Origin of the sequence: Tepidimonas thermarum (assembly GCF_007556705.1) — a bacterium.
Taxonomy (GTDB): Bacteria; Pseudomonadota; Gammaproteobacteria; order Burkholderiales; family Burkholderiaceae_C; genus Tepidimonas; species Tepidimonas thermarum.
Genome location: NZ_VJOL01000022.1, coordinates 20,179 through 40,325 on the forward strand (window position 1 = coordinate 20,179; position 20,147 = coordinate 40,325).

At 66.8% G+C, this 20,147-nt stretch carries 20 protein-coding genes and 1 tRNA gene; 12 read left to right on the forward strand and 9 right to left on the reverse strand.

Going from position 1 to position 20,147, the window contains the following annotated elements:
* Positions 1 to 1,080, reverse strand: coding sequence for an AraC-like transcriptional regulator QhpR (qhpR, locus tag Tther_RS06920; protein ID WP_185975028.1), 1,080 nt, complete (start codon positions 1,078 to 1,080; stop codon positions 1 to 3).
* Positions 1,081 to 1,147: 67 nt separating this feature from the next.
* Between qhpR and Tther_RS06925 the strand changes: the two genes are divergently transcribed.
* Both Tther_RS06925 and Tther_RS06930 read left to right on the forward strand, forming a co-directional pair.
* Positions 1,148 to 1,636 (forward strand): cupin domain-containing protein, encoded by a 489-nt coding sequence (locus Tther_RS06925; RefSeq protein ID WP_143902265.1) that lies wholly within the window; start codon positions 1,148 to 1,150, stop codon positions 1,634 to 1,636.
* A gap of 40 nt (positions 1,637 to 1,676) precedes the next feature.
* Positions 1,677 to 1,991 (forward strand): cupin domain-containing protein, encoded by a 315-nt coding sequence (locus Tther_RS06930; RefSeq protein ID WP_058615743.1) that lies wholly within the window; start codon positions 1,677 to 1,679, stop codon positions 1,989 to 1,991.
* Positions 1,992 to 2,003: 12 nt separating this feature from the next.
* Here the strand turns inward: Tther_RS06930 and Tther_RS06935 are convergent, their stop codons facing one another.
* A complete protein-coding gene (locus Tther_RS06935; RefSeq protein ID WP_143902267.1) occupies positions 2,004 to 2,588 on the reverse strand; it encodes a YqaA family protein in 585 nt (194 codons plus the stop codon).
* 22 nt (positions 2,589 to 2,610) lie between these two features.
* Positions 2,611 to 4,227, reverse strand: coding sequence for a peptide chain release factor 3 (locus Tther_RS06940; protein ID WP_143902269.1), 1,617 nt, complete (start codon positions 4,225 to 4,227; stop codon positions 2,611 to 2,613).
* Between the two features lie 65 nt (positions 4,228 to 4,292).
* Here Tther_RS06940 and Tther_RS06945 point away from each other — a divergent pair, with 65 nt between their 5' ends.
* A complete protein-coding gene (locus tag Tther_RS06945; protein ID WP_143902271.1) occupies positions 4,293 to 5,645 on the forward strand; it encodes an RsmB/NOP family class I SAM-dependent RNA methyltransferase in 1,353 nt (450 codons plus the stop codon).
* Here Tther_RS06945 and Tther_RS06950 read toward each other — a convergent pair.
* A complete protein-coding gene (locus Tther_RS06950; RefSeq protein ID WP_143902273.1) occupies positions 5,563 to 6,075 on the reverse strand; it encodes a hypothetical protein in 513 nt (170 codons plus the stop codon). The two genes, Tther_RS06945 and Tther_RS06950, sit on opposite strands and share 83 nt — an antisense overlap.
* Positions 6,076 to 6,168: 93 nt before the next feature.
* On the opposite strand from Tther_RS06950, the gene Tther_RS06955 reads away from it, so the two are divergent.
* From Tther_RS06955 to Tther_RS06975, 5 genes are all read left to right on the forward strand, one after another.
* On the forward strand, positions 6,169 to 6,501 hold the full coding sequence (locus Tther_RS06955; protein WP_143902275.1) for a helix-turn-helix domain-containing protein: 333 nt from the start codon (positions 6,169 to 6,171) through the stop codon (positions 6,499 to 6,501).
* Positions 6,502 to 6,612: 111 nt separating this feature from the next.
* Positions 6,613 to 9,366, forward strand: coding sequence for a class I SAM-dependent DNA methyltransferase (locus Tther_RS06960; protein ID WP_143902277.1), 2,754 nt, complete (start codon positions 6,613 to 6,615; stop codon positions 9,364 to 9,366).
* 70 nt (positions 9,367 to 9,436) lie between these two features.
* Positions 9,437 to 10,507: a hypothetical protein gene (locus Tther_RS06965; protein ID WP_143902280.1), complete on the forward strand. Its 1,071-nt coding sequence runs from the start codon at positions 9,437 to 9,439 to the stop codon at positions 10,505 to 10,507.
* Positions 10,497 to 10,778 (forward strand): hypothetical protein, encoded by a 282-nt coding sequence (locus tag Tther_RS06970; protein ID WP_143902282.1) that lies wholly within the window; start codon positions 10,497 to 10,499, stop codon positions 10,776 to 10,778. The genes Tther_RS06965 and Tther_RS06970 overlap by 11 nt, the downstream gene beginning before the upstream one ends.
* 482 nt (positions 10,779 to 11,260) lie before the next feature.
* Entirely contained in the window at positions 11,261 to 11,440 is a 180-nt protein-coding gene (locus Tther_RS06975; RefSeq protein WP_246098943.1) for a type II toxin-antitoxin system HicB family antitoxin, read from the forward strand.
* 125 nt (positions 11,441 to 11,565) lie between these two features.
* Here the strand turns inward: Tther_RS06975 and Tther_RS06980 are convergent.
* A tRNA-Leu gene (locus tag Tther_RS06980) sits at positions 11,566 to 11,652 on the reverse strand.
* Between the two features lie 101 nt (positions 11,653 to 11,753).
* Between Tther_RS06980 and Tther_RS06985 the strand changes: the two genes are divergently transcribed.
* Positions 11,754 to 12,377, forward strand: coding sequence for a DUF6806 family protein (locus Tther_RS06985; protein ID WP_143902284.1), 624 nt, complete (start codon positions 11,754 to 11,756; stop codon positions 12,375 to 12,377).
* Positions 12,378 to 12,402: 25 nt separating this feature from the next.
* Here the strand turns inward: Tther_RS06985 and Tther_RS06990 are convergent, their stop codons facing one another.
* Complete coding sequence (locus Tther_RS06990) at positions 12,403 to 13,953, reverse strand: fumarate hydratase (RefSeq protein WP_143902286.1); 1,551 nt, start codon at positions 13,951 to 13,953, stop codon at positions 12,403 to 12,405.
* Between the two features lie 70 nt (positions 13,954 to 14,023).
* A complete protein-coding gene (locus tag Tther_RS06995; protein WP_143902288.1) occupies positions 14,024 to 14,617 on the reverse strand; it encodes a TIGR00645 family protein in 594 nt (197 codons plus the stop codon).
* Positions 14,618 to 14,766: 149 nt separating this feature from the next.
* Between Tther_RS06995 and acs the strand changes: the two genes are divergently transcribed.
* Positions 14,767 to 16,761 (forward strand): acetate--CoA ligase, encoded by a 1,995-nt coding sequence (acs, locus tag Tther_RS07000; protein WP_143902290.1) that lies wholly within the window; start codon positions 14,767 to 14,769, stop codon positions 16,759 to 16,761.
* A 214-nt stretch (positions 16,762 to 16,975) separates the two neighbouring features.
* On the opposite strand, the gene Tther_RS07005 is transcribed toward acs, so the two are convergent.
* On the reverse strand, positions 16,976 to 17,281 hold the full coding sequence (locus Tther_RS07005) for a c-type cytochrome (RefSeq protein WP_143902292.1): 306 nt from the start codon (positions 17,279 to 17,281) through the stop codon (positions 16,976 to 16,978).
* Between the two features lie 120 nt (positions 17,282 to 17,401).
* Here Tther_RS07005 and Tther_RS07010 point away from each other — a divergent pair, with 120 nt between their 5' ends.
* Both Tther_RS07010 and ilvD read left to right on the forward strand, forming a co-directional pair.
* On the forward strand, positions 17,402 to 17,686 hold the full coding sequence (locus Tther_RS07010; protein WP_342781762.1) for a TIGR04438 family Trp-rich protein: 285 nt from the start codon (positions 17,402 to 17,404) through the stop codon (positions 17,684 to 17,686).
* Positions 17,687 to 17,794: 108 nt separating this feature from the next.
* On the forward strand, positions 17,795 to 19,708 hold the full coding sequence (gene ilvD / locus Tther_RS07015) for a dihydroxy-acid dehydratase (protein WP_143902296.1): 1,914 nt from the start codon (positions 17,795 to 17,797) through the stop codon (positions 19,706 to 19,708).
* An 8-nt stretch (positions 19,709 to 19,716) separates the two neighbouring features.
* Here ilvD and Tther_RS07020 read toward each other — a convergent pair whose 3' ends face one another.
* Positions 19,717 to 19,953 carry a hypothetical protein gene (locus Tther_RS07020; protein ID WP_143902298.1) on the reverse strand — a complete coding sequence of 79 codons (237 nt, stop codon included), beginning with the start codon at positions 19,951 to 19,953 and terminating at the stop codon, positions 19,717 to 19,719.
* Between the last annotated feature and the right edge of the window lie 194 nt (positions 19,954 to 20,147).

Below are 20,147 nucleotides of genomic sequence, written 5' to 3' on the forward strand. Positions count from 1 at the left end.
TCAGCGAGCATCCGTCGAGGCCGGGCGGTCGGCGTCCGTCGCGGGTTGGGCGGCTCTGCGGCGCATTGCTTGCGGGGTGGTGCCCGTCCAGCGGCGAAAGGCGCGATGAAACGCGCTGGGCTCCGAAAACCCCAGCAGGTAGGCCACTTCGCCCAGCGCCAGCCGACCCTCGCGTACCCAGCGCAGGGCCAGCTCGTGCCGCACCGCATCGAGCAGCGGGGCAAAGGCCGTGCCTTCCTCATGCAGCCGCCGCTGCAGGCTGCGCTCGCTCAGGCCCAGCTGGCGGGCCACGGCGGGCAAGGTCGCGCGCTCGCTGTCCAGCCCCTGCAGCAAGGCGCGCCGCACCCGGTCGGACCACGACGCGGTTGGGGGACCGAGCCGCTCGAGCAGGCTGTCCGCATGGGCGGTCACGATGCGCGACAGCTCCGCATCGGCCGCAGGCACCGGGCGTCGCAGCACCGCCGCGTCCAGCACCAGGCACGACTGCGCAGCCCCAAAGCGCGGCGTGACGCCAAACACCGCGCGGTGATCCTCGACGCCACCGACGGCCGCGTGCGCGAATTCGACCGCCACGGCCCGCAGCGGCGCGGCACCGATCTGCGCAGCCACCACCACCAGCGACGCCAGCGTGAACTCCACCGCATGCCGGCTAGGCAGCGCGCGGGGGTCGGCCAAGCGGTGCACGATGCGCACCACCGCGCCCTGGGGCTGGATGTCGAACGTGGCCACGTCGTGCAGCAGCCGGTTGTAGCGCGCCAGCCGCTGCAGGGCCGTGCCCAGATCCGGCGCCGTGCGCACCGCATAGTCCAGCACCTGGAACATGCCCGGGCGGATCGCCGCTGCCGCATGCAGCCCAAAAGCCACGTCGCCGCTGCGCCGCGCCGCTTCGTCCCACAGGCGGGTTTCCACCGCCAGTGGCATGCGCGCGTCCGGGTCGTCCAGCCACGCCACATCGAACCCCGCTGCGGCCATGAGCTCATCGGCCGCCACCCCCCGCGCCGCGGCCGCGCCCACGATCATGGCGCCGATGCGGGCCGAGACCGAGATCGGGGTGGAAACCGTTGTGCCGGCAGCTTGCATGGCGCAGGATACCCGTGGTGTGCGACGAATCGTCGTTGTCATGCTACCCCTTCGAGGAGATACCATCATGCCGGTCGGATCCGCTCCCGTGTCTGACGTGGCGGTCGCCGCCCTCGACGTGCCGCCCCGTACCCAGCCTTCGCTCTACCCGCCACCGTTTGCCGCCCGCATGACCGGCCGCATCAAGCGGGCGCTGGGCGACGTGTTCGGGCTCAGCCGCTTCGGTGTCAACCTCACCGAACTGGCGCCGGGTGCGGTTTCGTCGCTGCGCCACGGGCACAGCCACCAGGACGAATTCGTCTACATCCTGCAAGGCCACCCCGTGCTGCGCACCAACGCCGGCGACACGCCGCTGGCCCCGGGCATGTGCGCGGGTTTTGCCGCCGGCTCGGGCGATGCGCACCAGCTCGTCAACCCGACCGCCGAAACGGTGGTCTACTTGGAGATCGGCGATCGAACCCCCGGCGACACGGTGCACTACCCCGACGATGACCTGCGGGCCGTGCGTGTCGATGGCCGCTGGGTCTTTACCCACAAGGACGGCCGGCCGTACTGACCTCGTGCAACGACCGCCCCAGCCACCCTGGAAGCCCCCCATGCCCACCATCATCCACCCCCGTGATTTCACCGCCGAGCGCGCCTGGGGCGCGCTCGACATCGCCCAGCTCGACGGCATCACCGTACGTCTGCACTGGACCGACGCGCCCTACCGCTGGCACGTCAACGATGGGGCGGAGGTGTTTACCGTGCTCGACGGCCGCGTCGAGATGCGCTGGCGCGAGGCCGGTGAGGAGCACCGCCGCCTGCTGGAGCCGGGCGACGTCTTCTTTGCCGAGGTCGGCTGCGAGCACGTGGCCCATCCGCAGGGGCCGGCGCGCATTCTGGTCGTGGAGCGGGCGGGGTCGGTGTGAGTGGCGGGGTGGTCAGCGCCAGGTGTACGCCACCGCTGCGCCCACGGCGACCAGCGCCACCACCGCCCAGCCGATGCGGTCGATGTGGCGGCGCAGCAGCGGCTCCATGCGCGCGCCGCCCCAGCGCATCAGCGCGGCCACCAGAAAGAAGCGCGCCCCCCGCCCGACGAGCGAGGCCAGCGCGAACGGCAGCAGCGGCATCGCCAGCGCCCCGGCGGCGATGGTGAACACCTTGTACGGAATCGGCGAGAAGCCGGCGATGAACACCGCCCAGGCGCCCCAGGCGTCGAACCACGCCACCGCCTGCTGGTAGGCCGGCCAGTAGCTGCTGCCGCGCAGCCACGGCTCGAGGGCCGCAAACGCCAGCCAGCCGATCAGGTAGCCGGCCAACCCACCCAGCACCGAGGTCCACGTCGTCAGCCACGCCAGCCGCCAGGCCTGCTGCGGGTTGGCCAGCGCCATCGGCGCCAGCATGACGTCGGGCGGTACCGGAAAAAACGACGACTCGGCAAAGCTCAGTGCCGCCAGGTAGCGCGGCGCGTGGCGGTGGCGCGCCCAGCGCAGGGCACGTTCGTACAGGGGGGCAAACAGGCGCATGGTGACGGCGGGTTGGGTGCGGTCAGGCGCTGTGGAACACCAGGCCAGCGTGCTCGCGCATCGCGTGGAAGCGGATCTTGGGCCAGTTGCCCTCCACCGCGCGCAGCGTGGCGGCGTGGTCGAGCAGAATGGCGGGCGCGTCCACGGCATCCCACGCCATGCGGTGGATGTTGGCGTCGATGAAGCGCTTGAGTTCCGCCTCGCCGCCGTTGTCGGGCGGGCAGGTCACCCAGCGCACCACGTGGTAGGGGCTGGCGGCGATGCGCGCCTTGACGCCGTACTCCGTCTCCAGCCGGTGCTGCACCACCTCGAACTGCAGCTGCCCCACCGCGCCGAGCAGCAGCACCGAGCCCGCCATCGGCCGGAAGACCTGGATCGCGCCTTCCTCGCCGAGCTGCTGCAGGCCGGCGCGCAGCTGCTTGGTGCGCAGCGGGTCGGCCACCTCGACGCTGCGGATGATCTCCGGCGCGAAGAACGGCAGCCCGGTGAACTGCAGCGCCTCGCCCTCGGTGAGCGTGTCGCCCAGCTGCAGCAGCCCGTGGTTCGGGATGCCGATGATGTCGCCGGCGTAGGCCTCCTCCAGCAGCTCGCGCCGCTGCGACAGGAACGACACCACCGTGTTGGGCTTGAACTCCTTGCCGGTGCGGGTGATGCGCAGCTTCATGCCGCGCTCGAAGCGGCCGCTGGCCACGCGCACGAAGGCCACGCGGTCGCGGTGCGCAGGGTCCATGTTGGCCTGGATCTTGAACACCACGCCGCTGAACTTGGGCTCGGTCGGCGCCACCTCGCGCTGCAGCGCGGGCTTCGGCCCCGGCGGCGGCGCCAGATCGACCAGCGCGTCCAGCACCTCTTTGACGCCAAAGTTGTTGATGGCCGAGCCAAAAAACATCGGCGTTTGCGTGCCGGCCAAAAAAGCCGCGTGTTCGAACGCCGGGGTGGCGCCTTCCACCAGCTCCAGCTCGTCGCGCGCCTGCTGCCACTCCAGCCCAAAGCGCTGCGCGATGGCGGGGTTGTCGCGCCCGGCCAGGATTTCCTCGTCACCGCCGCGACGGTCTTCGCCCGGGGCAAAGACGCGCATCTGCTCGGCGCGGCGGTCCCACACGCCGTGAAACAGCTTGCCCATGCCCACTGGCCAGGTAAAGGGCACCACCGTCATGCCCAGCTCGCGCTCGATTTCGTCCAGCAGGTCCAGTGGCGCCTTGACCTCCCGGTCCATCTTGTTGATGAAGGTCAGGATCGGCGTATTCCGCGCGCGGCAGACCTGCAGCAGCCGCCGCGTCTGCGGCTCCACCCCGTTGCCGGCGTCGATCACCATCAGCGCCGCGTCCACGGCCGTCAGCACGCGGTAGGTGTCTTCCGAAAAATCCTGGTGGCCCGGCGTGTCCAGCAGGTTGATCACGCAGTCGCGGTACTCCATCTGCATGACCGAGCTGGCCACCGAGATGCCGCGCTGCTTTTCGATTTCCATCCAGTCCGACGTGGCGTGGCGCGCCGCCTTGCGCGCCTTGACGCTGCCCGCGATGTGGATGGCGCCCGAGAACAGCAACAGCTTCTCGGTCAGCGTGGTTTTACCGGCGTCCGGGTGGGAGATGATGGCAAAGGTGCGCCGCCGGCGCACCTCGGAAGCAATGTCTGGCATGGCGCGCGATTATCCCGCACCCCGGCCGCGCGCCCGGCCGCACATCGCTGGGCGACAATCGCCCCATGACCCGACCCACCCGTGCCCCGGCGCGCCGTCCCACGGCGGCGGCGCCCCTGACGTTGGCCGCGCGTTTGCTGCAGGAGACCTTGCGCTTTCAACAGCCGCCCGATGCGCTGCTGGCCGAAGCCTTCCGCGGCCCGCAGCGCGTTGGCGCCCGGCTGCGCCACGCCATGGGCGATGCCCTCTACGCCGCGCTGCGCGACCTGCCGCGCTGGCACTGGCTGGCGGCGGCCCTGCAGGGCCAAGCGGCGGCGCCGCTGGACGTGGCGCGCTACCGCACCCAGCCCGGCTGGTGCGACGCCGTCATGCGCCTTGCGTGGCCGGCGGCGGCCTTGCCGGCGCTGGCCGATGCCGATGCGGCCGCAGCCGCCGAAGTCGAGGCGCTGCAGGCGCGCGCCGCCGGGGTCCCACTGGCGGACACCCCCGAGGCGGTGCGGCTTGGGCTGCCCGATTGGCTCATCGACCGGTTGCGCGACCAGGTCGGCGCAGAGGTCGAGGCGCTGGCCGCCGCCCTGCGCCAGCCCGCCCCGCTGGACCTGCGTGTCAATGCGCTGCGTGCCAAGCGCTCCGCCGTGCTGGCGGAGCTGCAGGCGGCGGGTTTGCCTGCCGCAGCCACGCCGCACGCGCCGTGGGGTATCCGTTTGCCCGCCCGTGTGCCCCTACAGGGGCTGGAGGCCTACGCCCGTGGCGCCATCGAAGTCCAGGACGAAGGCTCGCAACTCATCGCCGCCTTGGTGGGTGCCCGCCGCGGCGAAACCGTGGCCGACTTTTGCGCCGGTGCCGGTGGCAAAACCCTGGCCCTGGGGGCCGACATGCGCGACAGCGGCCGCCTCTACGCCTTGGACACCGTGGCCCGGCGCCTGCAGGCGCTGCCGGCGCGCGCGCAGCGCGCGGGCCTGACCCAGGTGCACCCCATGGCGCTGGCGCACGAACGCGACGAACGCCTGCAACGCCTGGCAGGCAAAATCGACCGCGTGCTGGTGGACGCCCCCTGCACCGGGCTGGGCACGCTGCGCCGGCACCCGCAACTCATGTGGCGCCACCACCCGGACAGCGTTGCCGAACTGGCCGCGCTGCAGCAGCGCATCCTGGCCGCCGCGGCCGCGCTGGTGCGCCCGGGTGGGCGGCTTGTCTACGCCACCTGCAGCCTGTTGGTCGAAGAAAACGAGCACGTCGCCCAAGCCTTCACCGCCGCCATGCGCGGCGACTTCGTCCCGCTGGATGCGCCAACCCTGTTGGCCGAGGCGCGCGTCACCGCGCCGCAGGCCCTGGTCACGGACGGGTATTTGCGCCTGTGGCCGCACCGCCACGGCACCGACGGCTTCTTCGCCGCGGCCTGGCAGCGGCGCGCATAAGCACACAGGCTGTCGCCCCCATCGCTATCGCAAAGTAGTTGATGCCGTTGGGCGTGCTGATAAACCAGGCGTCGCCGTCGAGGTCGGCCAGCGTCCAGAAATCGATGCGCCCGCCGTTGATGAACTCGATAACCGGGCGCGGCTGCGTGCTGGCCTTGCGGATCACCGGCTGATACTGCTCCACCAGCTCGAAGAACACGCGGCTGAAGTAGCTGTCGTTGGGCGCATACCACGCGCACGGCAGGCCCTTTCTGCCGCGCCCATCCTTGCCGCCAAGCGCCCCGCCGGGGTAGGCGACGATCACCTCCTTGAGCATTTCCGTCTTACCCCAGCGCCGCCCCATGCAGCAGACGTTGCGCTTGCTGGCTGCGCGCAGGATGCGGCGCTGGCCAGCGTGCGGGGTGAAGTCGGAGAGGGTCAGTTGCGGCATCCAGCTCCCCGAGTTGCGCGATTCGTGGCCACCCCTGCGGGTGTTTTTCTTATATTTTTCTTATAATGCCACTTGTGAACGTGAAAAGGCGCAATGAACGCACGTATTGATTTCCAGACCATCAACGGGCCGGACGGCAGACCAGCCTTCGTGGTAGTGCCATACGACCAGTTCGTCGCGCTGTACGGGCGCGATGAGCGCGACCTGATCCCCAACGAGGTGGCAGGCATGATCCTGCGCGACGGCATGACGCCAGCGCGCGCATGGCGCGAGCACCTGGGCCTGACGCAGGCCGAAGTCGCCCGTCGTGCTGGCATGTCGCAGGCGGCTCTGTCGCAGATCGAATCCGGCGAGCACAAGCCGCGCAAGGCCACGCGCGAGAAACTGGCCAAGGCGCTGGGCATCACGGTCGAGCAGCTCGCATGATGCCGGGATGAGCGGACCGTGATCGTTCGTCAAACCTCCGTGGGCAGCATCTTGTCGGCCTGAACCCGTTCACCACCATGAGCCTCACCCGCAACGAAATCCGCCGTCGGCTTGCCGCCTTCGCCAAGCAGTGGCAGGACGCTGCCCGCGAAAAATCCCAGGCCCAGGTCTTCTGGCTGCGCATTCTACGAATGCTTTGGCATCCGCGCCGAGAGCGCCACCATCTACGAGCAGGCGGTCAAGAAGCTCGATGGCGCGCCCGGCTTCATCGACAGCTTCATCCCCGGCAAGCTCATCGTCGAACACAAAAGCCTGGGCGCGAACCTGGACGCCGCGTTCGACCAGGCCGCCGACTACTTCCTGGCGCTACCCGAGCACGAACGCCCGCGCTACATCATCACCAGCGATTTTGCGCGCATTCGCCTCTACGACCTGCAAGCAGGGGGCGGCTACCACCAGTGCCGCCTGGCGGAGCTGCCGCGCAAGGCCGACTGGTTCATGTTCCTGGTGGAAGGGGCGCTCGCCGACTACACGGAAGAATCCGAAGCCGACCGCGAGGCGGCCTACGCCATCAGCCAACTGCACGAAGGGCTGCTGCGTGCCCACTTTACCGGGCGCGACCTGGAAGCGCTGCTCACGCGGCTGCTCTTTTGCCTGTTTGCCGACGACACCGGTATCTTTGGCGACAACGGCCTCTTTCGCCGCCTGCTGGAGCGCACGCGCGCCGACGGCGCCGACACCGGGCGCGTGCTGGCCGAACTCTTCCAGGTGCTCAACACCCCGGAAGGCCAGCGCCAGGCCCACCTGGACGAAGACCTGGCGCGCTTTCCCTACATCAACGGCGCGCTCTTTGCCGAGCCCACGCGCATCCCGGCCTTCGACGCGCGCCTGCGCGAGCAGCTGATCACTTGCGCCCGGCTGGACTGGAGCGGCATTTCCCCGGCCATCTTTGGCGCGATGTTCCAGGGCGTGCTCGAAGCGCACAAGCCCGATGAGCGCCGCCAGGCCAGCCGCCGCGAGCTGGGCGCGCACTACACCAGCGAGCGCAACATCCTGCGTGTGATCAACCCGCTGTTCATGGACGCGCTGCGCGCCGAACTCGCCCGCATCAAGAACAACCGCAAGCTGCTGCAAGCCTTCTACGAGCGGCTGTCCACGCTGACGTTTCTGGACCCGGCCTGCGGCTGCGGCAACTTCCTGGTCATCGCCTACCGGGAACTGCGCCTGCTGGAGATGGACGCCATCGAGGCCATGACCGAACTGGGCCTGACCAACGCCGGCATGGGCGGGCTGCTGGACGTGTCGCATCTGTGCCGGGTGCGCGTGTCGCAGTTCTACGGCATCGAGATCGATGAGGCCGCTGCGCACATCGCGCGCGTGGCGCTGTGGATCACCGACCACCAGATGAACCTGGAAGCCGCCGAGCGCTTTGGCACCACCCGGCCCTCCATTCCGCTCTCAGACAGCCCGCACATCGTCTGCGCCAATGCGCTCGCCCTGGACTGGGCCAGCCTGCTGCCGCCCGCGCAGTGTCACTACGTGCTGGGCAATCCGCCGTTTGTGGGGGCCAAATACATGAACCCCGCGCAGCGCGCGGACGTGGACCGCGTCATGGGCCACATCCCAAACAGCGGCCTGCTGGACTATGTGAGCTGCTGGTATGTCAAGGCAACCGAATACGCGCGCGCCAACCCAGCCATCGACATAGCTTTCGTCTCCACCAACAGCATCACCCAGGGCGAGCAGGTCGCTCCGCTGTGGGGCTGGCTGCTCGCGCAAGGCGTGCGCATCCGCTTCGCCCACCGCACCTTCCAGTGGAGCAACGAAGGCAAGGGCGTGGCCGCCGTGCACTGCGTCATCATCGGCTTTGGCTTGAACGAACCCGCGCAGTGCACCCTGTTCGACTACGGCGACAACCCCAAGGGCGAGCCGCTCGCGCACGCTGTGCAGCGCATCAACCCGTATCTGGTGGAAGGGCCTGATGTGCTGCTTGCCAGACGCCAAAAGCCGCTGTGCGACGTGCCAGAGATTGGCATAGGCAACAAACCCATCGACGGCGGCCACTACCTCTTCACGCCCGAGGAAAAAGCGGCATTTGTCGCGCGCGAGCCCAAGGCTGAGCGCTGGTTTCGCCGCTGGATCGGCGCGGACGAATTCATCAACGGCCAGGAACGCTGGTGTCTGTGGCTGGGCAACTGCCCGCCCCATGAGTTGCGCCAGATGCCGGAGGTCATCAAGCGCGTCGAAGCCGTTCGCCGCTACCGGCTGGCAAGCAAAAGCGCGCCGACGCAAAAGCTCGCAGCCACGCCAACCCGCTTTCATGTGGAGAACATCCCGGATGCGCCGTATCTGGTGATCCCGGAAGTTTCGTCAGAGCGGCGCGCGTTCATCCCTATCGGTTTCTTGCATGCGGATGCGTTGGCAAGCAATTTGATGCGCATTGTTCACCACGCCACCCACTACCACTTCGGCATCCTCTCCAGCACCATGCACAACGCCTGGGTGCGCGCGGTGTGCGGGCGGCTGGAGAGCCGCTACCGCTACTCCGCCAGCATCGTCTACAACAACTTCCCCTGGCCCAGCCCCACGGACGCGCAGCGCGCCGCCATCGAAACCGCCGCGCAATGGGTGCTCGATGCCCGCGCGCAGTTTCCCGGCGCAACACTGGCCGACCTCTACGACCCGCTCACCATGCCGCCTGCGCTGGTCAAGGCCCACGCGGCGCTCGACCGCGCGGTGGACGCGGCCTACGGCTACCGTGGCGGCAAGGACGACCCCGCGCGCGTGGCCTTTCTGTTTGCGCGCTACCAGCAACTGGCCGCGCCGCTGGCCCCCGCAAGCCGCGCGCGGAGGCGCAAGGCTTGACAAAAAACGCCATCAGGATGAGCATGCTACGCTTGCCGTCAGGCGCTTTACCCAGCACACCACATCAACAATGACTTTCACCGCGCACCGGACTGCGTTTCAATTTCATATCGAGCGCAACGGCCAGGATACGCATACCGTGCCAGCAGGCGTGCTGATCCAGATTTTGGAGAATGCACAACGCGCGTTCGAGCTGATCGGCCTGCACCTTGCAGGTCGCGGCATCAAGGAGCGGGCGCGCGTCCCGTCCCATATCAGCCAAAGCCTGCAACTGGTCTGCACCGTTCCAGAGCCTGGCAGCTATGTGTTACCCGTTGAGATCGGCGGCGAAGCCGATTTGTTTCAACAAGATTTGGCAGGCAAAGCCTTTTCCATTTTCAAACGAATTGTCCAAGGTGTTGCCCGTCAGAATGCCGAGGCCCTGCACCAGGCAATGCCAGATCCAAACATCCAGCGCCGGGTGCTTGATTCCATCAAAGGAATGGCCCCCCGCGCAGGTGCGCCGTGGAGGCTAGAGCTGCAAGACGAGCAAAGGCAACCATTCGCTTGTCTAGATGAGAAAACCATTCCGTTTGTCGAAACCGTGCTGGTGCCAAAGGAGCAACGGGAGGCCGCGCGTGTGGTCACCGGAGAAATGAAAAGTATCGATTTCGCCGAGCGTAAGGTCACCATCATTTATCCGCCGACCAGCAAGGAACTCGCCTGCATCTACGAAGAAGCGGTAGAAGATTTTCTCTATGAAAAACGCAGAGACCTGATCCAGGTCACTGGTCGTGTGGTGCTCGATGAGCAAGGCTTGCCCAAGCAAATCATCGATGTGACAGACATTCGCGATCTCGATCTGTCTCCTCTTGTGATCGATAAAGTGCGCTATGGCAAGATCCACCTGAAAGCTAATCGATCTCTGACGATGGAGCCTTTTTTGGATGAGACCAAGCAGCTCATGTGCATCGAAGACGAAGCGCTGGCCATCGATGTTTATGCCACGACGCGGGAGTCATTGCTGGCAGAGCTGCACGAACAGATTGCAATGTTGTGGCAGGAGTATGCAAAAGCGCCCGACGAGGAATTGGATGTTGCGGCGCTGAAACTCAAGCATGTGTTGCGAAATGCCTTCACAGAGGTTGATCATGCCCCGTAAAAGAAGCGAGATCGAGAAAAGCCTGCTGAAAAAAGGTTTTCGCAACAGGGAAGGTGATCACAGCTATTTCCACTACTATACGCGGCAAGGCAAGAAGACAATGGTGTTTACAAAAACCAGCCACGGCGCTCAGGAAATCGACGACCACCTGGTCGCGCGCATGGCAAAACAATGCAAGTTGAGTAACAAAGACTTTCTCCTGTTCATCGACTGCGCATTGGATCGTGATGCCTATGAAGCGAAGCTGATCGCGCTCGGAGTGGTCGGCTAGGAAATGGCTGCCACGCCAAAGACACGTGAGCCGGTGGCCCAATCCACTGTCTCACGCCGCGCGCGTAGGCGGTCGCCGCAGGTGGGGTAGGCGTCCCAGACACCTCTCCTTCTGAACGGTTGCGCACGGTTGATGGCGACGCGAAACTGTGCGCGGGTGTAACGTGCAGTCTTTTACGTGGGCGGTCCACCTTCGAGTAACTGCTCAGGGCCACGGCGAACCACCTCGCTGTGGTCACACCCAAACGTCCGCGCAGACACCAAACGCCGGTGTTGACAAATTTGGCGGGTGCATGTAGCGTCTGTAACGTAACGGTGCGTCTTGATGCGGGCGGATTAACGTTATTCGAGTGCCGCACCGGGGTGTGGGTTACCGCCGGCCCACATCACATCTCCACCCATCGAAGCGCCGACACTCTTCGCAAAAGCTCCTGCCTTTCGTCTTCCTAGTCGTTTTCTGGCGGCGACACGCTGGAGCAGGCGTTGGACAACGCGGTCGAGGCGATCGAGCTGCACTTGGAGGGCTTGACGGAAGACGGCAGCGATGTGCCGCAGCCCAAGCCCCTTTCCGCGCACACGGTCAACCCTGACTATGCAGGCGGCGTGTGGGCACTGGGGGAGGTTGACACCACGCGCTTTGACGGCAAGGCGGAAACGGCATGACGCGCTCGGGCTTTCTGGCCAAGGCCGCGCAGCAAGCCATGCGAGGCTGAGCGCATCGCTGCGCGCCCTCTGTCCTGCCGCGGCTGCGCTCGATGACGATGGCGCCATCGCCTGGATAGCGCCCATGGTGCGGGTGGCGGGACTCGAACCCGCACGGCCTTACGGCCTCAGGATTTTAAGTCCTGTATGTCTACCGGTTCCATCACACCCGCAGCGCAATGGCAGGCGAGGATTCTATCGGTGGATCCGCGATCCCGGCCTCCCCCCCAGACCCCCGCCTTACAATCGCAGCTTTGACCCAGCGGTGGCGATCATGAGCCAAGACAATCCTCCGTTCGAAATCCACGTCCACGGTGACGTCCCCCTGCGCGACGACGTGGACTACCCCCAGATCCAGGAGGCGCTGCGGCCGCTGTGGAAGTACGTGGGCGCACGTTCGCTCATCGATGCCGCCGCCAGCGCCTACGAAGAGGAGCCCGGCATCCGCTTCGACCCCAAGGAACATGTCCTGCAGATGTGCTGGACGATCGAGGGCGACGAGGACTTTCGCCTGGCGATCGAAGAGGCCTGCATGGGCCTCAACGAGATCGCGGCCACGGGCGCGGCGATCGAGGTCTCGTTCTACGACCTCGACTTCGACGAGGAGGAGGCCCCCCCCGATGCGGAAGCACGCGACGACTTCCTGATGTGCTTCGTCGGGCCCACACCGGCGGCCATCATGCAGGTGCAGCGCGACTTGCTGGTGCAGGATGTCGTGCAGCTGATGGAGCGGCACTTCGACGCGTCGGAGCTGGGCGGTGTGGTGGAGGCCATCGACCGCCTGTTTGCCAACCGCTTCGACGCGATGGTCAACTCGCTGCAACTGGGCCGCCCGCCGCGCGGCGCCGGCCCGAGCGGTGGCCACGGCGGCCCGCGCAAGCCGCGCCACTTGCACTGACCGCGCCCGCGCGCGCCGTCGGGGGTCAACCGGCGGTGACGGCGATGCCCTTGAACTCGCCGCTGGCAATGCGCTGGCGCCACTCGGCCGGGCCGCTTTCGTGCACGCTGGTGCCGCTGGCGTCCACCGCCACGGTCACCGGCATGTCGCGAACCTCGAATTCGTAGATTGCCTCCATCCCCAGGTCTTCGAACGCGACCACGCGCGCGGCCTTGATCGCCTTGGCCACCAGGTAGGCAGCGCCCCCAACGGCCATCAGGTAGGCGCTGCGGTTGTCCTTGATCGCTTCGATCGCCACCGGTCCGCGCTCCGACTTGCCGATCATCGCAATCAGCCCGGTTTGCTCCAGCATCATGCGCGTGAACTTGTCCATGCGCGTGGCCGTCGTCGGGCCGGCGGGGCCCACCACCTCGTCACGGACCGGGTCCACCGGGCCGACGTAGTAGATGACGCGGTTGGTGAAGTCCACCGGCAGCTTCTCACCCTTGGCCAGCAGATCGGCGATGCGCTTGTGCGCGGCGTCGCGGCCGGTCAGCATCTTGCCGTTGAGCAGCAGCTTTTGCCCCACCTTCCACGACGCCACTTCCTCCTTGGTCAGGGTGTCGAGGTTGACACGCTTGGCGCTTTGCGTGTCGGGCGTCCAGGTCACGGCAGGCCAGTCTTCCAGCTTGGGCGGCTCCAGCTTGGCGGGGCCGCTGCCGTCGAGGTGGAAGTGCACGTGCCGCGTGGCCGCGCAGTTGGGGATCATGGCCACCGGCAGGCTGGCCGCGTGCGTGGGGTAGTCCAGGATCTTGACGTCCACCACCGTCGTCAGCCCCCCCAGGCCTTGCGCGCCGATGCCCAGCGCGTTGACCTTCTCGTACAGCTCCAGCCGCAGTTCCTCCACGCGGGTCAGTGTGGCGCCGGCCTTCTTTTTGTCGATCAGCGCGTGGATGTCCACCGGCGCCATGAGCGCCTCTTTGGCCAACAGCATGGCCTTCTCGGGCGTGCCACCGATGCCGATGCCGAGGATGCCCGGCGGACACCAGCCTGCACCCATGGTGGGCACGGTCTTGAGCACCCAATCCACGATCGAGTCCGACGGGTTGAGCATGACCATCTTGGACTTGTTTTCCGAGCCACCGCCCTTGGCCGCGCAGATGACCTCGATGCCGTCACCGGGCACGATTTCGTAGTGCACCACGGCGGGGGTGTTGTCCTTGGTGTTTTTGCGCGCGCCGGCCGGGTCGGCCAGCACCGAGGCGCGCAGCGGGTTGTCCGGGTTGAGGTAGGCGCGGCGCACGCCCTCGTTGACCATCTCCTGCACGCTCATGGTTGCGTCGGGCCAGGTCACGTTCATGCCCACCTTCAAAAACACCACCGCAATACCGGTGTCCTGGCAGATCGGGCGGTGGCCCTCGGCGCTCAGGCGGCTGTTGGTCAGGATTTGCGCGATCGCATCCTTGGCGGCGGGGCTTTGCTCACGCTCGTAGGCCTGCCCCAGCGCCTGGATGTAGTCGACGGGGTGGTAGAAGCTGATGTACTGGAAGGCGTCGGCGATCGACTGGATCAGGTCGTCCTGGCGGATGGCGGTCATGGTGCAGGTCCTTGGTGTGACGCGGCCGGGGCGTTGCGCAGCGGCGCGCGGTGAGCGGGCGTGCGGCGCCTCAATGCGGCTCGTCGTCGCCCGGGTGGTGGATGAGTTTTTCGGTCAGGGCAATGGCCAGTGCGCTGAGCAAAAAGACCGCGTGGATCACGGTCTGCCACAGCAGCACCTTTTCGGTGTAGTTGCCAGCGTTGATGAAGGTCTTGAGCAGGTGGATGGAACTGATGCCGATGATCGCGGTGGCGAGCTTGACCTTGAGCACGCCGGCGTTGACGTGGTTGAGCCACTCCGGCTGATCCGGGTGCCCCTCCAGCCGCAGCCGGCTGACGAAGGTTTCGTACCCCCCCACGATGACCATGATGAGCAGGTTGCTGATCATCACCACGTCGATGAGCGCCAGCACCACCAGCATGATGATGGTTTCGTTGAGGCCGTCCAGTGGCGCCGTGGGCACGTAGCCGATGCTGGTGACGAGCTTGTCCAGCGCGGCGCTGTTGCCGAACGCGGCCTCGATGAGGTGCACCAGCTCCACCCAAAAGTGGTACACGTACACCGCTTGCGCTACGATCAGGCCGATGTAGAGCGGCAACTGCAGCCAACGGCTGGCAAAGATCAGCTTGGGCAGTGGCGGAATGGGTTTGTGGATGTTGGCCATGGGACGGATCACCTCGGCAAGGCGCGCCAATTGTAGTGGCGCGGCCCCGCGCGCCGCTGGTGCGTTTGCGTAAGGGCCTCGTCAGAGACCCGCTGCACAGTTCGCGGCTATCGTTGTCCCCACTCCAAACGTCCTGAGGAGACCCCGACATGGCTGAATCGACCTCCGCCATCACCTCGATGCTGGTAGAAAACCGCGTCTTCGATCCCAACCCGGCGCTGGTGGCGCAGGCGCGCGTGTCCGGCATGGACGCCTACCGCGCCTTGTGTGCCGAGGCCGAGGCGGATTTCGAAGGCTTTTGGGCCAAGCGCGCGCGCGAACTGCTGGCCTGGCACAAGCCCTTTACCCAGGTGCTGGACGAGTCCAACAAGCCCTTTTACAAGTGGTTTGCCGACGGCGAGCTCAACGCCTCGTACAACTGCCTGGATCGCCACATCGGCACCCCGGTCGAGCACAAAACCGCCATCATCTTCGAAGCCGACGATGGCGCGGTCACGCGCGTGACCTACAAGGAGCTGCTGGCGCGCGTGAGCCAGTTTGCCAACGCGCTCAAGTCACTGGGGGTCAAGAAGGGCGATCGCGTCGTCATCTACATGCCCATGACCATCGAAGGTGTGGTGGCGATGCAGGCGTGTGCGCGCATCGGCGCCACCCACAGCGTGGTGTTTGGCGGGTTTTCGGCCAAGGCGTTGCAGGAGCGCATCCAGGATGCGGGCGCGGTGGCCGTCATCACCGCCAACTTCCAGATGCGCGGCGGCAAGGAATTGCCCCTCAAAGGCATCGTCGACGAGGCCCTGGCGCTGGGCGGTTGCGACACCGTGCGGCACGTGGTGGTGTGGCAGCGCACCAGCAGCGCCTGCAACATGGTGGCCGGGCGTGACGTGTGGCTGCACGACGCCCTGGCGGGGCAAAGCACCGAGTGCCCGCCCGAATTCGTCGGCGCCGAGCACCCGCTGTTCATCCTCTACACCTCCGGCTCCACCGGCAAGCCCAAGGGGGTGCAGCACTCCACCGGCGGCTACCTGCTGTGGGCGCAGCAGACCATGCTGTGGACGTTCGACCTCAAGGACAGCGACGTCTTCTGGTGCACGGCCGACATCGGCTGGATCACCGGCCACACCTATGTCGCCTACGGTCCGCTGGCGGCGGGCGCCACGCAAATCATCTTCGAGGGCGTGCCGACCTACCCCAACGCCGGGCGCTTCTGGCAGATGATCGAGCGCCACAAGGCCACCATCTTCTACACCGCGCCCACGGCCATCCGCTCGCTGATCAAGGCGTCGGACACCGACGCGGCGGTGCACCCCAAAAACTGGGATTTGTCGAGCCTGCGCATCCTGGGTTCGGTCGGCGAGCCGATCAACCCCGAGGCGTGGATGTGGTACTACAAGCACGTCGGCGGCGAGCGCTGTCCGATCGTCGACACCTTCTGGCAGACCGAAACCGGCGGTCACATGATCACGCCGCTGCCCGGGGCCACGCCGCTGGTGCCGGGTTCGTGCACGCTGCCGCTGCCGGGCATCTTTGCCGCCATCGTCGATGAGCAGGGGAACGAAATGCCCCACGGTCAGGGCGGCATTCTGGTGGTCAAGAAACCCTGGCCGTCGATGATTCGCACCATCTGGGGCGACCCGGAGCGCTTCAAGAAGAGCTACTTCCCCGAGGAGCTCAAGGGCTACTACCTGGCTGGCGACGGGGCGGTGCGCTCCGAAGACCGCGGCTACTTCCGCATCACGGGCCGCATCGACGATGTGCTCAACGTCAGCGGCCACCGCATGGGCACGATGGAAATCGAATCGGCCCTGGTGGCCAAGACCGATCTGGTGGCCGAAGCGGCGGTCGTCGGCCGTCCGGACGACCTGACCGGTGAGGCCATCGTGGCCTTTGTCGTGCTCAAGCGCCCGCTGCCGCAGGGTGAGGAGGCCAAGCAGATCGCCAACGAGTTGCGCAACTGGGTGGCCAAGGAGATCGGCCCGATCGCCAAGCCCAAGGACATCCGCTTTGGCGAAAACCTGCCCAAGACGCGCTCGGGCAAGATCATGCGCCGCCTGCTGCGCGCCATCGCCAAGGGCGAGGCGATCACGCAGGACGTCTCGACGCTGGAGAATCCGCACATCCTCGAGCAGCTGGCCAAGACCAACTGAGCGCACGGATCGCATCGGCCGCGCCGCGCTGGTGGCGACGCGGTCGGCGCGCCGTCCCCGTGGACGGGCAGGGGGCGGCGGGCGTCGGCCGTATCCCTGCGGCGCCATCCCCAAAAAAGAGGCTCGCCACGGGGCGAGCCTGGCATTTTTTCGGTGCGCCGTGCGCCCGTGCCGACGTCCGGGGTGGTGACGCGCCGGGCGCTGGTGGTGCCGATTACTTCAGGCTCAGCACCCAGGCCGCCAGCTTCTTGGCTTCGGCCTCGCTGACCTGCGGGTTGGCCGGCATCGGGATGGCGCCCCAGACGCCCGAGCCGCCCTTTTGAATCTTGGTGGCGAGCATGTCGACCGCCTTGGCGTCGCCGGCGTATTTCTTGGCCACGTCCTTGTACGCGGGGCCGACCAGCTTCTTGTCGGTCGCATGGCAGGCCATGCAGTTTTTGGCTTTTGCCAGGGCCTCGTCGGCCAACGCCGGGGCCGAGACGGCGGCAGCGGCGGCGAGGATCAGCAGTGCGCGTTTCATGGTGCGGTTCCTTATGCCAAGTGGGGTTTGAATGTGGACACGCAAGGCGCGTCGGTTAGGATTCTATCGGCGCGCATCCAGCGCACAATGCGCATTTACAGGTTGTTGCAACGGATACGTGTGACCGCGCACGCATCCCGGGCGCACGGCGATTGGGGGGTGGTCATGGCGTTTTTGGTGTTGGGGGTGATCCTGCTGGTCCTCAAATGGGCCGAAGTTGCGTGGGTGGCGACGCTGCCCTGGGGCTGGGTGCTGGCACCCTTTGGGTTGGCGGCGCTGTGGTGGTGGTGGGCGGACTGGTCGGGCTACACGCGCCGGCAGGCCATGAAGCGCGAGGAGGCGCGCAAGGCCGCGCGCCTGGAAAAAGCGCGCGCCGATTTGCGTGCCCGCACGCCGCGCAGGTGATGGCGCGGCTGGCACAATAACCGCGCCGAATGCCACCCGCCGACCGGCTGGCGCCGGTCGAGCGCCCCGTCCCGTTGGTTTTGCTTTGCCCGTCTGAGAGCGTCTACCATGCCCATTTACCGTTCCCACACCACCACCCACGGCCGCAACATGGCCGGCGCGCGCGCGCTCTGGCGCGCCACCGGCATGAAGGATGGCGACTTCGACAAGCCCATCATCGCCGTGGCCAACAGCTTCACGCAGTTCGTCCCGGGCCACGTGCACCTGAAGGACCTGGGCCAGCTCGTCGCGCGCGAGATCGAGGCCGCCGGCGGCGTGGCCAAGGAATTCAACACCATCGCGGTCGATGATGGCATTGCCATGGGCCACGACGGCATGCTCTATTCCCTGCCCAGCCGCGAGCTGATCGCCGACAGCGTGGAGTACATGGTCAATGCGCACTGCGCCGATGCGCTGGTGTGCATCTCCAATTGCGACAAGATCACCCCCGGCATGCTGATGGCGGCGATGCGGCTCAACATCCCGACCGTGTTCGTCTCGGGCGGGCCGATGGAGGCTGGCAAGGTGCGGCTGGCGGTGCCGGGCGAGCAGACGGTGCAGATCAAAAAGCTCGACTTGGTCGATGCGATGGTGATGGCCGCCGATCCGCATGTCGATGACACCACCGTGGCCGAGGTGGAGCGCTCGGCGTGCCCGACCTGCGGTTCGTGCTCGGGCATGTTCACCGCCAACTCCATGAACTGCCTGACCGAGGCGCTGGGCTTGAGCCTGCCCGGCAACGGCACGGTGTTGGCCACGCACGCCGACCGCGAACAGCTCTTTCGCCGCGCCGGGCGCCTGATCGTCGAACTGGCGCGTCGTTACTACGAGCAGGACGACGAGAGCGTGCTGCCGCGCTCGATCGCCACGTTCGAGGCGTTCGAAAACGCCATGTCGCTCGACATCGCCATGGGCGGCTCGACCAACACCGTGCTGCACCTGCTGGCCACCGCGCGCGAGGCGGAGGTCAACTTCACCATGGCCGACATCGACCGCCTCTCGCGCCGCGTGCCCACGCTGTGCAAGGTGGCGCCCAACACCAACAAGTACCACATCGAGGACGTGCACCGCGCCGGCGGCATCATGGGCATCCTGGGCGAGCTGGCGCGCGCCGGCCTGTTGCACACCTCGGCACGCACGGTGCACAGCCCGACCCTGGGCGATGCGCTGGCGCATTGGGACGTGATGGTGACCCCCTCGGAAGAGGTGCGCACCTTCTACCGTGCCGGCCCGGCGGGCATCCCGACGCAGCAGCCCTTTAGCCAGAGCACGCGCTGGCCGTCGTTGGACCTGGACCGCCAGGCGGGCTGCATCCGCTCGGTCGAGCACGCGTACTCCCAAGACGGCGGTCTGGCGGTGTTGTACGGCAACCTGGCGCAGGACGGTTGCATCGTCAAGACGGCCGGCATCGACGAGAGCATGTACGAGGTGGAGCAACTGCGCTACACCACCAGCGTGCCGACGTCGGTGCTGCGCGTCTTCGAAGGGCCGGCGCGGGTGTTCGAAAGCCAGGACGCGGCGGTGGAGGCGATTTTGGGCGATCAAATCCGCCCCGGTGACGTGGTGGTCATCCGCTACGAAGGCCCGCGCGGCGGCCCCGGCATGCAGGAGATGCTCTACCCGACGTCCTACCTCAAATCCAAGGGGCTGGGCAAGGTCTGCGCGCTGCTGACCGATGGGCGCTTCTCCGGGGGAACGTCGGGGTTGTCGATCGGTCACGTGTCGCCGGAGGCGGCCGCCGGTGGCGTGATCGGCCTGGTGCGCGAGGGCGACCGGATTCGCATCGACGTCACGCGCCGTGCCATCGAGCTGATGGTGGACGACGCCGAGCTGCAACGGCGCCGGGCCGAGCAGGACGCCCTGGGCTGGAAGCCGGCCAAGCCGCGCAAGCGCAAGGTCTCCGCCGCGCTCAAGGCATACGCCATGCTGGCCATGAGCGCCGACAAGGGGGCGGTGCGGGACGTCTCCCGCCTGGGCGACTGAGGTGGCGCTCAGCCCGCGCTGCGTCGGCGTGTCCAGGCGGCGCGCAGCGCGATGGACAGCACCAGGACTTCCTCTTGCGTCAGATCCGGGAAGTGCTCCTTCACCCGCAGCGGCACGTGGTGGGTGAGGGCCTGCCCGGCGATCCCCTGTCGGGGGTCCAGCAACGGCCGGCACAGTTCCAAGGCTTCTTCGAACACCGCCCGTACCCGGTGGTAGTGGCGCTGTTCAACGGTGCGGACATCCATGGCATCCCTATATGGACGCCTCCCGTTTGCCAAGGACGATTTTTGGTGTGCTGGGACAGATAGGCTGCAGTTCTATATCCGGCCTGTTGTGCAGGAATAGACCTGCTGGCCCTGATGGAATCCGCTGACCCGCGCCTCATTCTCCTGAAGGACTCGAAGTCCTTGTAAGCCATACAGGCTTGGCGGGTCACGGT

Bases quoted from the DNA above. Each gene is read 5' to 3' on its own strand.
- qhpR (WP_185975028.1), bottom strand. From the start codon at position 1,080: ATGCAAGCTGCCGGCACAACGGTTTCCACCCCGATCTCGGTCTCGGCC.
- Tther_RS06925 (WP_143902265.1), top strand. From the start codon at position 1,148: ATGCCGGTCGGATCCGCTCCCGTGTCTGACGTGGCGGTCGCCGCCCTC.
- Tther_RS06930 (WP_058615743.1), top strand. From the start codon at position 1,677: ATGCCCACCATCATCCACCCCCGTGATTTCACCGCCGAGCGCGCCTGG.
- Tther_RS06935 (WP_143902267.1), bottom strand. From the start codon at position 2,588: ATGCGCCTGTTTGCCCCCCTGTACGAACGTGCCCTGCGCTGGGCGCGC.
- Tther_RS06940 (WP_143902269.1), bottom strand. From the start codon at position 4,227: ATGCCAGACATTGCTTCCGAGGTGCGCCGGCGGCGCACCTTTGCCATC.
- Tther_RS06945 (WP_143902271.1), top strand. From the start codon at position 4,293: ATGACCCGACCCACCCGTGCCCCGGCGCGCCGTCCCACGGCGGCGGCG.
- Tther_RS06950 (WP_143902273.1), bottom strand. From the start codon at position 6,075: ATGCCGCAACTGACCCTCTCCGACTTCACCCCGCACGCTGGCCAGCGC.
- Tther_RS06955 (WP_143902275.1), top strand. From the start codon at position 6,169: ATGAACGCACGTATTGATTTCCAGACCATCAACGGGCCGGACGGCAGA.
- Tther_RS06965 (WP_143902280.1), top strand. From the start codon at position 9,437: ATGACTTTCACCGCGCACCGGACTGCGTTTCAATTTCATATCGAGCGC.
- Tther_RS06970 (WP_143902282.1), top strand. From the start codon at position 10,497: ATGCCCCGTAAAAGAAGCGAGATCGAGAAAAGCCTGCTGAAAAAAGGT.
- Tther_RS06985 (WP_143902284.1), top strand. From the start codon at position 11,754: ATGAGCCAAGACAATCCTCCGTTCGAAATCCACGTCCACGGTGACGTC.
- Tther_RS06990 (WP_143902286.1), bottom strand. From the start codon at position 13,953: ATGACCGCCATCCGCCAGGACGACCTGATCCAGTCGATCGCCGACGCC.
- Tther_RS06995 (WP_143902288.1), bottom strand. From the start codon at position 14,617: ATGGCCAACATCCACAAACCCATTCCGCCACTGCCCAAGCTGATCTTT.
- acs (WP_143902290.1), top strand. From the start codon at position 14,767: ATGGCTGAATCGACCTCCGCCATCACCTCGATGCTGGTAGAAAACCGC.
- Tther_RS07005 (WP_143902292.1), bottom strand. From the start codon at position 17,281: ATGAAACGCGCACTGCTGATCCTCGCCGCCGCTGCCGCCGTCTCGGCC.
- ilvD (WP_143902296.1), top strand. From the start codon at position 17,795: ATGCCCATTTACCGTTCCCACACCACCACCCACGGCCGCAACATGGCC.
- Tther_RS07020 (WP_143902298.1), bottom strand. From the start codon at position 19,953: ATGGATGTCCGCACCGTTGAACAGCGCCACTACCACCGGGTACGGGCG.